General features: G+C 42.2%; 14 protein-coding genes and 1 pseudogene. All 15 read left to right on the top strand.

Features of this window, described 5'->3' with window-relative positions; all coding sequences use genetic code 11:
* Positions 1-476 (top strand): annotated as a pseudogene (locus CYP77_RS01075) (hypothetical protein); the annotation flags it as partial.
* A 186-nt stretch (positions 477-662) separates the two neighbouring features.
* A complete protein-coding gene (locus CYP77_RS01080) occupies positions 663-2,027 on the top strand; it encodes a coproporphyrinogen III oxidase family protein (RefSeq protein ID WP_103567818.1) in 1,365 nt (454 codons plus the stop codon).
* The gene (locus CYP77_RS01085; protein ID WP_103567817.1) at positions 2,027-3,661 is read left to right on the top strand and encodes a multidrug ABC transporter permease/ATP-binding protein; all 1,635 of its coding nucleotides are present in this window, start codon (positions 2,027-2,029) and stop codon (positions 3,659-3,661) included. Before CYP77_RS01080 ends, CYP77_RS01085 begins: the two co-directional genes overlap by 1 nt.
* Positions 3,662-3,768: 107 nt before the next feature.
* Positions 3,769-4,158 carry an NAD(P)H-quinone oxidoreductase subunit 3 gene (locus tag CYP77_RS01090; RefSeq protein ID WP_012001119.1) on the top strand — a complete coding sequence of 130 codons (390 nt, stop codon included), beginning with the start codon at positions 3,769-3,771 and terminating at the stop codon, positions 4,156-4,158.
* Positions 4,140-4,652, top strand: a complete 513-nt coding sequence (locus tag CYP77_RS01095; RefSeq protein WP_012001120.1) for a NuoB/complex I 20 kDa subunit family protein — start codon at positions 4,140-4,142, stop codon at positions 4,650-4,652. The genes CYP77_RS01090 and CYP77_RS01095 overlap by 19 nt, the downstream gene beginning before the upstream one ends.
* Positions 4,649-5,413: an NADH-quinone oxidoreductase subunit C gene (locus tag CYP77_RS01100; protein ID WP_103567816.1), complete on the top strand. Its 765-nt coding sequence runs from the start codon at positions 4,649-4,651 to the stop codon at positions 5,411-5,413. Before CYP77_RS01095 ends, CYP77_RS01100 begins: the two co-directional genes overlap by 4 nt.
* Positions 5,410-6,639 carry an NADH dehydrogenase (quinone) subunit D gene (nuoD, locus tag CYP77_RS01105; RefSeq protein ID WP_103567815.1) on the top strand — a complete coding sequence of 410 codons (1,230 nt, stop codon included), beginning with the start codon at positions 5,410-5,412 and terminating at the stop codon, positions 6,637-6,639. Before CYP77_RS01100 ends, nuoD begins: the two co-directional genes overlap by 4 nt.
* Positions 6,636-6,866 (top strand): NADH-ubiquinone oxidoreductase subunit E family protein, encoded by a 231-nt coding sequence (locus CYP77_RS01110; RefSeq protein ID WP_103567814.1) that lies wholly within the window; start codon positions 6,636-6,638, stop codon positions 6,864-6,866. Before nuoD ends, CYP77_RS01110 begins: the two co-directional genes overlap by 4 nt.
* Entirely contained in the window at positions 6,863-7,573 is a 711-nt protein-coding gene (locus CYP77_RS01115; protein WP_103567813.1) for a hypothetical protein, read from the top strand. The genes CYP77_RS01110 and CYP77_RS01115 overlap by 4 nt, the downstream gene beginning before the upstream one ends.
* On the top strand, positions 7,570-9,870 hold the full coding sequence (locus CYP77_RS01120) for an NADH-quinone oxidoreductase subunit G (protein WP_103567812.1): 2,301 nt from the start codon (positions 7,570-7,572) through the stop codon (positions 9,868-9,870). The genes CYP77_RS01115 and CYP77_RS01120 overlap by 4 nt, the downstream gene beginning before the upstream one ends.
* Entirely contained in the window at positions 9,863-10,858 is a 996-nt protein-coding gene (gene nuoH, locus CYP77_RS01125; protein ID WP_103567811.1) for an NADH-quinone oxidoreductase subunit NuoH, read from the top strand. Before CYP77_RS01120 ends, nuoH begins: the two co-directional genes overlap by 8 nt.
* A gap of 8 nt (positions 10,859-10,866) precedes the next feature.
* The gene (gene nuoI / locus CYP77_RS01130; RefSeq protein WP_103567810.1) at positions 10,867-11,505 is read left to right on the top strand and encodes an NADH-quinone oxidoreductase subunit NuoI; all 639 of its coding nucleotides are present in this window, start codon (positions 10,867-10,869) and stop codon (positions 11,503-11,505) included.
* Positions 11,498-12,034: an NADH-quinone oxidoreductase subunit J gene (locus tag CYP77_RS01135; protein WP_103567809.1), complete on the top strand. Its 537-nt coding sequence runs from the start codon at positions 11,498-11,500 to the stop codon at positions 12,032-12,034. Before nuoI ends, CYP77_RS01135 begins: the two co-directional genes overlap by 8 nt.
* Entirely contained in the window at positions 12,031-12,333 is a 303-nt protein-coding gene (gene nuoK / locus CYP77_RS01140; protein WP_004317991.1) for an NADH-quinone oxidoreductase subunit NuoK, read from the top strand. Before CYP77_RS01135 ends, nuoK begins: the two co-directional genes overlap by 4 nt.
* A gap of 3 nt (positions 12,334-12,336) precedes the next feature.
* On the top strand, positions 12,337-14,113 hold a 1,777-nt coding region (gene nuoL / locus CYP77_RS01145), incomplete at its 3' end, for an NADH-quinone oxidoreductase subunit L (RefSeq protein WP_103599667.1).

Below are 14,113 nucleotides of genomic sequence, written 5' to 3' on the forward strand. Positions count from 1 at the left end.
ATCTTCTGTCATTTCTCATGATTTTACTCTTTATAATTTCAGTTATTATCTTAAAAAATGGCGGACTTTTGGCACTTTGGATACTCTTTTGCTCGTTCATGCTCTCTTTTATACTGGGCGCTTCTAGTATCAAAGAGACTAGGGACTTTTCATTTGTTTTCTACGCTGCACTTTCGCTTATGATCGTTTCAAACTCGCTTTTGTTTATAAAATACACAGCAAAAACCTTTAACATAGGCGACGTGGATTATAAATTTTTGCTTGTGGATAAAAGTGCGTTAAAGGCGCTACCAAGCTCACTTTGTGATGCAAAAGACAAAGAGCAAACGCCTTGTGAGATAGATGAAAAAGCGGTTAAAATTTATGATGTGAAGTCGCTTTGCAATATCGGTAAATTTTACTATTTGCAGACAAAAGATGGAGTGAAATTTGAGCTTGACTCAAGCAAGGTCATATCAAGGGTTAAAGAAAAGTAGGCTAAGCATAAATTTGTAGAGCAAAAGCTAGCTAGATATGTAAAAATCGCAGGTTTGTAAAAATGAAAAATTTAAAAAATGATTGCATTTTTTACTCAAAATTTACGTTACTACAAGGCTAAATTTATTAAAATTTGGCTATCCTAATGGACTAAATTAAAACTAACTTATTTAAGGCGATTAATTATGATTTTTAAAAATATTGTTGAGAGTTTTGCTGTAAATTACGCTCATAATTCTATACAAAAATCGCTATATAACGAATTTAACATAGACATTTTAAACACGACTTACACCAAAACTCCAAAAAAAGACAAAAAGTACATGCTCTACGCTCACGTGCCGTTTTGTCACACATTTTGCCCATATTGCTCGTTTCACAAGTACCACTACGAGCAGGAGCTTGCGAAAATTTACTTTGAAAATTTACGTGAGGAGATGAGGCAGATAAAGGAGGCTGGCTTTGACTTTACATCGCTTTATGTGGGTGGTGGCACGACGCTTATAAACGAGCCAGAGCTTGAAAAAACGCTAAAACTCGCAAAAGATCTCTTTAGCACAGAGGATATCTCAGCAGAGAGCGACCCAAATCACATCTCGCCAGAGAGCCTCAGCCGCTTTGATGGCCTCATCGACCGCTTAAGCGTAGGCGTGCAAAGCTTTGATGATGAGACACTAAAAAGAGTTGGCAGATACGAGAAATTTGGCTCTGCCGAGGAGACAAAAAGAAAGATAGAGCAGGCTCTTGGCAAGATCCCAGTTATCAGCCTAGATCTCATCTTTAACCTGCCAAATCAAACAAAAGAGCAGCTAATAAACGACATAAACACTGCAAAATCAATATATCCGCAGCAAATCACCTTCTATCCGCTCATGAAATCAGAGCTAACAAGAGAGAACATCGCTCGCGCACTAGGCGTCTCAAACGTCGATAATGAGCGCGAATTTTACGAGATCATCGTGAGCGAATTTGCTAAGGGTGGCTACAGGCAAAGTAATGCATGGGCGTTTTCAAATGAAAAAAGCGCTGATCTTCGCGACGAATATGTAGGCTCAAATTTAGAGTACGTGGGCGTTGGTAGCGGGGCATTTAGCTTTCTTGACGGCGAGCTCGTGATAAATGCCTTTAACCTACTTGACTACGGTAGAAAGGTCAAAGCAAGACAAAGTCCAGTCATCGCAAAATGCGCATTTAGCAAAAAAGAGAGACTAAAATATACATTTTTAACAAGGCTTTTTGACAGCGCCGTGGATATCAAAACCTACAACGAGCAAAACAACGCAAACATCAACAAAGACCTATTTGTCGAGCTTAGCTTGCTAAAACTTGTAAATGCGATCTACGAAGAAAATGGCGTTATCAAGCCAACATTTTTTGGCAAATACATCTGCGTCGTGCTCATGCGCGACTTTTATGCCGGCATGGACAAGGTGCGCGCGATATTTAAGGACGATGCGAAGATCAAACGCAGCAAGGTGCTTCACATTATGAGTGAAAATACCGAGCAAAAATTTGACCAAAACATCATTCAGCCACGCGCTGCGATGTAATGCTTGCGAATTTAATAAAAAGCAATCTTTTTTCAATAATCAAAATAGTGATCCTGACGCTTGCCTTTAGCGGGCTTGGCGTCTGGACGCTCTCTTTTATAAACAACGAACTTGTAAATTTAAAAGAATTTAACGCCCTCGTGGTGGTTAAATTTATAGCTATCTTGGTCTTATTTTTCATAAGCGCCATCGCTGCAAACATATCGCTTACAAATTTCGGACATAAATTTATCTACGAGCTTAGATATCAAAGCGTAAAGCAAATTTTAGACACGCCAAATAGCGTGATAAACGAGATCGGCAAGGCAAAGATCATAGCAAGTCTAAACAACGACATAAAGACGATCACATTTGCTTTTATGAGCGCTACTGGCTTCATACAAAGCCTAGTTTTCATCATCTGCGCGAGCTTTTATCTAGCATACATCGCGCCAAAGGTTTTTATATTTAGTGCCGTTTGGATAGGTGCAACACTTGTTATAAACACGCTTTTGATGAAAAAGATCCACCTTTACTTTAGAGAGTCTAGAACCCAAGATGACGCCTTGCAAAAGCACTATGACGACATCGTCGAGGGGCACAGAGAGCTTAGTCTAAACAGAGTAAGAGCAAGCATCTGCTTTGACGAGCTAAATTTAACAGGCGACAAAAAGCGCCAAAGCATGGTAAAAGCCGATATATTTCACGCACTAAGTGATAACTTCACAAATGTAATGCTCCTTGGTGCGGTCGGACTTTGCGTATTTTTGTGCGTGGCATTTGGCTGGGCGAGTCTGCAAACAGCGCTAAGTATAAGCCTTACGATACTATTTTTAAGAGGCTCATTTATGAGTATGGTTGGCTCCATACCAGCCGCACTTAGCGCAAAGGTGAGCTTAGAGAAGATAATGAACTTAAATTTAAACGAGTTTAAAGAAGGCTTTAAATTTGATGATAGCCTAAGCGATGAGTGGCAAAGCATCAGGCTAAAGGATATAAATTTTAACTACGAGCAGGGCAAATTTAGCCTAAAAGATGTAAATTTAGAGATCAAACGTGGCGAGATAACATTTATCATCGGTAAAAATGGCAGTGGTAAAAGTACGCTTATAAATATTCTCTGCGGCCTTCTTCGCCCAAGCAGCGGCGAAATTTACCTTGATAGCACAAAGATAGATGATGCAAATTTACAAAGCTACCAGGCAAAGATAAGCGCTATTTTTGCTGATTTTTATCTATTTTCGCAAACGCTCTCTCGTGATGGCTTTGCCAGCCAAAACGATATAGAGGAGCTTTTAGCCCTGCTTGAGATAGATAAAAAGGTAAGTGTGGTGGATAATAAACTTAGCACCACGCAGCTCTCAACCGGTCAGCGAAAGCGCCTAAGCCTGCTAATAGCCATCTTAGAGCACCGCTCTATCCTTATCCTTGATGAGTGGGCGGCCGATCAAGACCCGCTATTTAAGCGTAAATTTTACAAAGAAATTTTGCCATTTTTGCAAAGCAAGGGCATAAGCATCATCGCCGTGAGCCACGATGATAGCTACTTTGACGTGGCGACTAGGATCATTTTAGTAAAAGATGGCTTTGTGCGCGAGCTTGATGAGGCGGAGCGTATAAGTGCCGCAAAAGATGCCGTTGAGAAGATAAAATAAGAGTATTTTTTACACAAAAAGAGATTTGAGTGCGCTACTCTTGAGCTATTTCAAGATCAAATAAATTTAAATTTAGTAGAATCTTGAAAAATTAAAAAAGGCGAAGTATGTCACACTCAGAGCTTGACAGCACCTATCTTGGCGCTTTTATCATACTTTTGTTAGCTACTTGTTCGTTTAGCTTGATAACATTTTTATCCTCAAAGATAAGCAAAAAGCTAGCCAACCGCAACACCGAGCGCCTAAAAGTAGGCTTTTACGAGTGCGGACCGACAACTGTAAAACAGCCAAATAAGATAAATATCCACTACTTTTTTTATGGAATTTTATTTATTTTATTTGACGTTGAGGTCATTTTTATGTATCCGTGGGCGGTGGATTTTAGGCTACTTGGGCTATTTGGGCTCATCGAGATGCTACTTTTTGTGGCGATCTTGCTTATCGGCTTTGCCTACGCATGGCAAAAAGGAGTCTTTAAATGGCAAAGCATCAGATAAACTACGCTGCAAATGGCGGTCTGCCAGTGGTTTTGACAACCGTTGATAAGCTCGTGCAGTGGGGCAGGAGCAACTCGCTATGGGCTCTTAGCTATGGGCTTGCTTGCTGTGCGATCGAGATGATGGCAAGTGGGGCTAGCAGATATGACTTTGATAGATTTGGCACTATATTTCGTGCCAGCCCAAGGCACTCGGAGGTGATGATCATAGCTGGCACGCTAACTAAAAAGCACGCTGAATTTACAAGGCGTCTTTATGATCAGATGCCTGAGCCAAAGTGGGTCATCTCGATGGGTAGCTGCGCAAACACTGGAGGTATGTTTAACACCTACTCAACCGTTCAAGGTGTCGATCGCATAATACCTGTTGATATCTACATCCCAGGCTGTGCCCCGCGCCCAGAGACGCTTCAGTACGCACTTATGATGCTTCAAAAAAAGATAAGAAAACAGAGTGCATTTAGGGCGCAAAAGCCAAGAAAGCTTGAGATATGAGAGAGTATAAGCCAAAAAACGACCTGCAAAAAAAGCAGTATTACAGCGAGAAATTTTATATAGCTAAGCAGACGCCAAAAGAGGCAGCAAATGGCTCTAAATTTGACGAAGAGCTGGCTGTTTTAGAACAAAGCGGAGTGGAAATTTTATCTAGCTACGTGGAGTTTGATCAGCTTGTTTTATATGTAAATTCTAGTGAAAATTTTAAAACTCTTGGGACGCTAAAAGGCTTTGGTTACGAGCAGCTTTGCGAGCTTGCGGCGGTTGATTATATAGCACAAAAAGGCGGATACGAGGTCTTTTATCAGCTTCTTAGCATCACTAAAAATAGACGCACACGCGTAAAGTGCTTTGTTAAAAAGGACGAAATGCTAAAAAGCGTTTGCGAGCTTTATAAAAGCGCAAACTGGGCTGAGCGCGAGATGTATGATCTAAGTGGCGTTCTTATCAAAGATCATCCAAATTTAAAGCGTCTCATCATGCCTGATGACTGGCACTCGCACCCCCTACTAAAGAGCTATCCGCTAGTTGGCGACGAGGCTGCTAAATGGTACGAGGTGGATAAAATTTTTGGGCGTGAGTTTAGAGAGCAGATCGGCGAAGAGAACCGCGATCCAGCCTTTGTGGATGAGAAAGATACCTTTGGATTTTCACGTGTGTTTGATGAAAATGAAGACTACGAGTATCAAGAAGAAGGCGGCGTGAAATTTGTCAAAAAGGCTAAATTTAACCAAAGCCAGATAGTAAAGGAAAGACCTTGAGCCAGGCACCAAACCGCTTAAAACCATTTTTTGAAAATTTAGAATTTGAGCAAAATGACGGCAAGATGATACTAAATTTTGGCCCGCAGCACCCAAGCGCACACGGACAGCTAAAACTCGTGCTTGAGCTTGACGGTGAAAAGGTCGTGCGCGCTATGCCAGAGGTTGGCTTCATGCACCGAGGCGTTGAAAAGATGGCTGAAAATATGACCTATCAGGAATTTATCCCAGTAACTGACAGGGTCGATTACATCGCATCGAGCGCTAATAACTACGCATTTTGTGCGGCTGTGGAGAAGCTTTGTGCTATCGAGGTGCCTCGCCGTGCGCAGATCATTAGAGTTATGCTTTTAGAGCTAAACCGCATAAGCTCGCACCTTTTATTTTTAGCTACGCACGCCCTTGACGTGGGGGCTATGAGCGTCTTTTTATACGCATTTAGAGAGCGTGAATACATCCTTGATCTCATAGAAAAATACTGCGGCGCAAGACTAACTCACAGCTCGATAAGGATCGGTGGTGTGCCGCTTGATCTACCTGATGGCTGGTGCGAGGAGCTGCTTAAATTTTGCGAGAAATTTCCAAGCGACATCACGCTTTATGAAGATCTGCTAAGTGAAAATAGAATTTGGCAAGCAAGGCTTGTTGATGTGGGCGTAGTTAGCAAGGAGCTAGCCCTTGGTAGTGGCTGCTCTGGGGTAATGCTAAGAGCAAGTGGGGTCGCGCGTGATATCAGAAAAGAGGAGCCATATCTCATCTACGACGAGCTAGAATTTGATGTGCCATACGCTAATGAGGGCGACTGCTACGCGAGATACCTACTTTATATGAAAGAGATGCGCGAGTGCGTGAAAATTTTAAAGCAGTGCGTTAGCAAGTATCAGACCAGCACCCCTGCCATCATCGCCGACGCGCCAGAGTATGTGAGCGCTTCAAAAGAGCAGATAATGAGCCAAAACTACTCGCTAATGCAGCATTTTGTGCTGATAACTCAGGGGTTAAAGCCACCAAAGGGTGAAATTTACTTTGCTAGTGAGTCGCCAAAGGGCGAGCTTGGAATTTATATAAACTCAGACGGCAGCGCAAGTCCGTACCGCCTAAAAATTCGCACGCCAAGCTTTTGGCACTGCGCTATTTATGAAGATCTGCTTGTGGGTCAATACGTGGCAGATGTCGCTGCGATAATAGGCAGCACAAATATCATCTTAGGCGAGGTTGATAGATGAGAAGGGTCGATATTAGGCATCTAAAGGGCGAGTTTTTGAGCACTCTTGGGCAGCAGATAAAGGCTAGCGAGCCAGACGAAGTGGTGATATTTTTGTTTGAGATAGGCGATTACAGCGGCGTGGAGAAAGCTGTAAATTTGGCTTATAACCTAAACTGTGAGGTGATGAACTCGCTTAAATTTAACCAAGTTGATTGGGCATTAACGATAAAAAAGGGCAAGATATGAAATTTAATGATCTAATAGCAGGCAAGAGCCTAAGTATCGCAAATTTACTAAGTTTGAGCGACAAAAATTTAGCAAAAAAGATAAAAGAGCACGAGTTTAAATACATCTCATGCTTTGAAGATAACGAGCTTGGCAGTAAAAATTTGATCCGCTGTGAGATAGGATCAATAAGCTATGTCTTAGCGCTTCTTTGTAAGTATGCAAATTTGGTGCAAAATGAGTTTTTTGACGAGCTTGATGATGGGCTCATAAGCGGCGAGTGCAACGTGGGCGAGGAGGAGTTTGAGGAGCTTGGCGAGTGGATAAAGGATGTTAAAAACGTGATCATAGATGACTCACTTTTTGCTCATCCAGATAAAGATGCGATCTTTTGGCTACTTGAAATTTTAGGTAAAAATGTCGTCTTAGCAGGCAGCGAGGTCAAAGAATTTGCAAGCGTCAAAGAAGTGAGCGAGCTAAGAGAGCTTGAAAATTTTGACGGAGCGGTCGTTTATCTAAACAAAAACGCAAGCGATGAGATCGTTGGCGGTGTGCAGTTTGGCATAGTGGCAAAGGCAAAGGATGGCGAAACCTTAAATTTAAAGGCAAAAGACTTTAGCGTGAGTGCTAAATTTAGGCTAGATCCGTCGCTAAAAGGCACGGTTGCCGTGCTTGGCGCAAAAGAGTTTGATGGATATGCATTTAAACAAGTAGTAGTTAGCAAATGAAAATCACCATAAACGATCAAATTTTAGAGGCAAACGAGGGCGAGAGCATCCTAAACATCGCAAGAGCAAATGGCATCTACATCCCTGCGCTTTGCTACCTTAGCGGCTGTTCGCCAACGCTTGCTTGCAGGCTTTGCATGGTCGAAGCAAACGGCAAAGTGGTCTATAGCTGCAACGCCAAAGCCAAAGAGGATATGCAAATTTATACAAACACACCAGAGATCGCTGCCGAGCGAAATGCGATCATGCAGACCTACTGCGTCAATCACCCCCTTCAATGTGGCGTTTGTGACAAAAGCGGCGAGTGTGAGTTGCAAAATTTAACGGCTCATCTAAATGTAAATGAGCAAAGCTTTGCCATTACAGACACGCACAAACCGCACAAAAAATGGGGGCTAATAAACTACGATCCAGCTCTTTGCGTGGTCTGCGAGAGATGCGTGACGGTTTGTAAAGATAAGATCGGCGAGAGCGCGCTAAAAACGGTGCCAAGAGGCGTTGAAGTGCCAAAAGAGCTAAAAGATAGCATGCCAAAAGATGCTTACGCCGTCTTTAGCAAGATGCAAAAGAGCCTAATTGGCCCAAGCGCTGGTGAAAATTTGGACTGCTCGTTTTGTGGTGAGTGCATCAGCGTCTGCCCTGTTGGAGCGCTTGTTAGCTCAAATTTTCAGTATAGCTCAAACATCTGGGAGCTAAGCCGTGTCCCAGCGGCAAATCCGCACCAAAGCGACTGCGAGCTAATTTTTTATGACGTAAAAGAAAAGAACACTAGCGATAGAAGCAGGCAAATTTACCGCGTCAGCAATGACTTTCACTTTGGTGAGATCAGTGGTGCTGCAAGGTTTGGCTACGACTTTCACAACGAAAATGCCCGTAAAAATGAGGTCAAATTTAACGAGCTCATCTCAAATTTTAAAAACGGCAATATAAAAAATATAAAATTTAATAGCTTCATAACAAACGAGGAGGCGCTTATTTTGGAGCGCTTGAGAGAGAAATTTGATCTAAATTTATTAAACGATGAGGCTTTTAAATTTCAAAATTTCTTAAATATTTTTAGCGAATTTAGCGGCCTTAGCTCATATAATGCAGACTATGAGAGCCTTAAAAATAGCGACTTTGTGATCACGGCTGGTAGCTTCTTGCGCCACGAGAGCCCAGTTACAAGCTATAAGCTAAATAACGCCCTAAAAATGAATAAAGCTAGTGGAATTTACTTTCATCACATCGCTGATGAAGTGGTGAAGAAATTTTCAAAGAATTTCGCCTGTGTGAGCTATGAGGCTGGCAAATTGGAGCAAATTTTACTCTTTGTGCTTAAAAACTGGGGCGAAAATTTACCAGCAGCACTTCAGGCAAGAGTTGAAAAATTTGATGAAAACTTTGGCTTAGAAGTAGCTGCCCTCTGCGAGGGCAAGGCTAAATTTACGCTCATTTTGGGTAGTGACTTTTACGCTCATGAAAATGCAAATTTACTAGCTGCGCTTGCTGGAGTTATCGCAAGAGCTACGCCTTTTGCTGTGATGCTGATACCGCCTCGCACGAATTCGCTTGGCGTGGCTAAAATTTGTACGCTTTCACACGAGAAAAAGCCTGGCAAGACGCTAGGATACAATGAAATGGGCGAGTTTAAATTTAGCATTTTTGAGGGCGATCTTGACGCTGGTGCGCTAAATCAGCAAGAGGGCACATTTACAAGCATAAATAACGAAGTAGTGCCGACAAATGCGGCTTTATCTCATGGCGGCTACTTCTTAAACGATATCGCAAATGCGCTTGGACTGGTGGCTAAAAATACGATTGATTATACAGCGCAGCTGCCAAAAGAGAAGGGCTATAGGGGCGTTAAATTTGATGATTTAGAAAATTTTTATGAAAATGACGGCACAAGCCATAGAGGCTACAAGCTTGAAATTTCAAATTTCACGCCAAAAGACGATGTAGAGCCACTTTTTAAAGAGCAAAATGGGCTAAATTTAAAAGAAGACGAAGCGCTAATAAGCCTTGCAAATCCTATAAATCTGCCTTCATTTTTTGCAAACTATGCTAGCCAGACAGCTAAACGCGCAGTGCTTTACGCAAGTAGTGAGTTTATGGCTAAATTTGAAATTTCACAAAATGAAGCGGTCATTTTAGAAAAAAATGGGCAAAAGCTTGCCATTTGTGTGGAGCTTGATAGCGAGCTAGGAGGCGTGGCAGCCTATCTTGGCGACTACGATGATAAGCTTGATGTAAGCGCCATTTTTGAGGGCAAGAGTTACGCAAGCGTAAAAATAATAAAGGCAGAGAATGAGTGAAATGCTATTTTTTGTGATAACAACTATTGTTAAAGCAGTCGTCATCTTGGCCGTCATGGCTAGCCTTGCAGGGCTTGCGACTTATGCTGAAAGAAAGGTGCTAGCCTACATGCAGCGCCGCGTGGGACCTGATATGGTGGGGCCTGCTGGCGTGCTGCAGATCGTGGCTGACATGATAAAGCTCTTTACAAAAGAGGACATCGTGCCTGCAAATGCAAATAAATTTATATTTCTAATAGCCCCTCTCATCTCTGCTATCGCGGCATTTGCAGCGCTTGCGCCTGTGCCATTTTTGCCTGAGTTTGAGGTTTTTGGACATACGATTAGACCGATACTTGCAGATATAAACGTGGGCGTTTTATATATCGCTGGCGTGGCAGCAGTTTGCGTCTTTTCGCCACTTGCAGCAGGCCTTGCAAGCTACAATAAATTTGCACTAATTAGCGCCACTCGCGCAGTCGTAGCGCTTCTTAGCTTCGAAGTGGTCGCTGGCATGGCGCTTTTAAGCGTTGTCATGGTGACTAGCTCGCTCTCGTTAGTTGATATAAATAACTACCAAAAAGGCATATTTAACTGGCTTGTTTTCAAACAGCCCCTTGCTTTCGTGCTTTTCGTGATGGCAAGCTTTGTGGAGTGCAACAGAACGCCATTTTGTCTAACAGAAAACGAAACCGAGATCGTAGCAGGCTATGGCACCGAGTATAGCGGCATGAGATGGGCGATGTTTTTTATCGGCGAATACACAAACATGATCGCAGCAAGCATCATCATCACGCTCCTATTTTTGGGCGGTTTTAATGAGTTTTTATTTATCCCAGGCGGGCTAATGATACTTTTAAAATCAAGCCTAGTCTTTTTCTTTTTTCTTTGGACGAGGGCGTCGTGGCCGCATCTAAGGGTCGATCAGCTTAGCATGCTTTGCTGGAAAATTTTACTTCCGCTTGGTATCTTAAATGTCGTAATCACCGGCTTTGCACTACTTATCTAAGGCGTAAAATGAGCGAGAAAAGATATATTTTGATAGACAAAAAGATAGAGCCAAAAGGGACATTTGATAAATTTAAGCACTTCATCGCCGCTACTTTTAAGCTTGATCTTTTGGTGGGGCTAAAGATCACGCTAAAGCAGATGCTCTTTAGCAAGTCGCACACTCTAAAATACCCTATGCAAAAGATGGAGCTAAACGCCAGATATAGGGGAATTCACAGGCTTTTAAAATTTGTTGAGAGCGAAAATGAGCGTTGCATAGGCTGTGGATTATGTGAGAAAATTTGCGTTAGTAACTGCATCTCGATGAAGACTTCTCTTGGCGAGGATGGCCGCAAAAAGGTCGCAAGCTACACGATAAATTTAAGTAGATGCGTCTATTGCGGTTTTTGCGCTGATGTCTGTCCTGAGCTTGCCATAGTTTGTGGGCAAGAGTACGAGGTCGCAAGTGAAAACAAAATCCTCTTTGGCACAAAAAATGAGTTTTTGACGGATGATAAATTTTTAAAAGATCAAGCCGAGTTTGAGGGCTATGGCGCACTACCTAAAAATGCCAATAGCCTAGTAAAAAAGACGCCAAATGCGCTTACAAATGAAGATAAGGCAGAAACGATGGATATAAATTTAAAAGGGTCAAGCGATGTATGAGAGCTTTGCATTTTATCTTTTTAGCGCCCTTATATTAGTTAGTTTTTCTTTTAGCGTGCTTTGCAAAAACGCCCTAAATGCAGTCTCTGCGCTAGCTGCTGGCATGGTTTTTATATCAGCTATATTTTTCTTGCTTGGGGCTGAGTTTTTAGGCGTGGTGCAAATCGTCGTCTATACAGGCGCAGTGGTCGTTTTATACGCATTTGCGATGATGTTTTTTGACACCAGTAAGGAGTGCGAGCCAAAAAGTGGCAAAAAAGCAAAGATCATCGTCTATCTTCTAAGCAGTTTCATAGCGCTTCTTTTGATATTTATCTTTTTAGCGCCGATCTATAGCGCTAAGCAAGAGGTGGTAAATTCTACCCTAGCTAACCTTGGCAACATCGAAGCGGTTGGAATTTTACTCTTTAGCAAGTATCTGCTAGCCTTTGAGATGTGCGCTATCATGCTACTTGTGGCGATGGTGGCTGGCATCATCTTGATACACAAAGACATGAACGCGCAAAGCAGCCTTGAGGAGATGCTATGATAGGACTTACTCACTACCTCATCCTAGCAAGCCTAGTCTTTGTCATAGGGCTTGTTGGCATAATGAGAAGAAGAAATTTGATAATGCTATTTTTCTCAAGCGAAATTTTACTAAACTCAGCAAACATCGCACTTGCAGCTATCTCGAAATACTACTTTGATCTAACTGGGCAGATCATCGCCTTTTTTATAGTAGCTATCGCTGCTAGCGAGGTCGCTGTGGGGCTTGGGCTGCTCGTGCTTTGGTATAAAAAGACTGGCAGCATCAGTTTAGATTCGATGACAAATATGAAAGGCTAAGAGATGATTTTATTTTGTATTTCGCTATTTTTTCCGCTTCTTAGCTTCATCATAGCTGGCATCTTTTCGCATAGCAGTAAGAATTTATTTATCGGTCTTTTTTGCTCGCTTCTCATGATCGCTAGCGCCACAGCTTCGCTAATGCTAACGGCTAGTCTTAGCGTAGATGAGCCTTTAAATTTAACCCTAAAAGAGTTTATAAATTTTGGCTCGCTTGATCTTAGCTTTAGCTTCTACCTTGACGCGATTAGCCTTGTGATGCTTAGCACCGTGGGCGTAGTCGCTAGCATCGTGCATATCTACTCTATTGGCTACATGAGAGATGACGCGAGTTTTAACCGCTTTTTTAGCTACCTTGGGCTCTTTGTCTTTTGCATGAACGTCCTTGTATCAAGCGATAACTTCATAGGGCTATTTATCGGCTGGGAGGGCGTTGGACTTTGCTCATGGCTGCTCATTGGCTTTTGGTATAAAAGACCTAGTGCAAACGTCGCTGCAAATGAAGCTTTTGTGATGAATAGAGTGGCTGACCTTGCTATGCTTGTTGGCATTTTTTATATATTTTATAGCTTTGGCTCACTTAAATTTAGCGAGGTTTTTAATGCTAGAAGCGACCTTTCTGGGCTAAATTTAGGCGTCATCGCCACACTTCTTTTTATAGGCGCCATGGGCAAAAGCGCACAGTTTCCATTTCACACATGGCTTGCAAACGCCATGGAGGGCCCAACGCCAGTTTCTGCCCTCATCCACGCTGCAACCATGGTAACAGCTGGCGTCTATCTAGTCATACGTGCGAATTTCATCTTTGCAAACGTGCCTGAAGTCTCGCACTTTATAGCCTGCCTTGGCGCATTTGTGGCTATATTTGCCGCAAGCATCGCGCTTGTGCATAACGACCTTAAAAAGATAGTCGCCTACTCGACGCTTTCGCAGCTTGGATATATGTTTGTAGCCGCTGGTCTTGGCGCTTACAAAATCGCACTTTTTCACCTTGTCACGCACGCATTTTTCAAGTCACTTCTCTTTTTATGCGCTGGAAACGTCATGCACGCGATGAATGACGAGCTAAATATCAAAAAAATGGGCGGACTTTATAAATTTATGAAGCCAACTGCACTTCTTTCTATCATCGCAAGCTGCGCGCTGGCTGGCTTTTATCCATTTGCTGGCTTTTTTTCTAAAGATAAAATTTTAGAAGTCGCCTTTAGTGAAAATCAAATTTTGTGGGCCGTCTTGCTATTTGGTGCGGTGCTTACGGCATTTTATAGCTTTAGACTTATCATGCTAGTCTTTTTTGCAAAGCCAAAGAGCGACACTCACGCACATGAAGCCAAAAACTATATGCTTGTTGGCATGAGTGTGCTCGGCGTTCTCTCAGTCATTAGTGGCTTTTTTTGGAGCAACTTTAGTGAGTTTTTAAGTAATAGCCTTGGGGATTTTAAGCTAAATTTATCTCACAGCAGTGAAATTTTCTTACTCGTTTTAACACTTGGCTTAGTGCTTGCAAGTGCTGGCTTTGCTGTGTTTGCTTATAAAAAAGAAATTTTTAAAGAGAGCATTTGCGAGAGTAAAATTTACAAAATTTTGCAAAATGCCTACTTTATACCAAAATTTTATGAGAAATTTTTTATAAATGGCTACGCTTTTATCTCTAAAATTTGCAAGAAATTTGATGAGATGATAGTCGATCGAAGTGTCGATTTTGTCGCAATTTTGGTTACTAAATTTGCGTATCTTGCAAACAAAATACAAAGTGGCGATCTAAGCGTCATGCTTAGGG

This window comes from Campylobacter concisus, from assembly GCF_002913865.1.
GTDB lineage: Bacteria > Campylobacterota > Campylobacteria > Campylobacterales > Campylobacteraceae > Campylobacter_A > Campylobacter_A concisus_AM.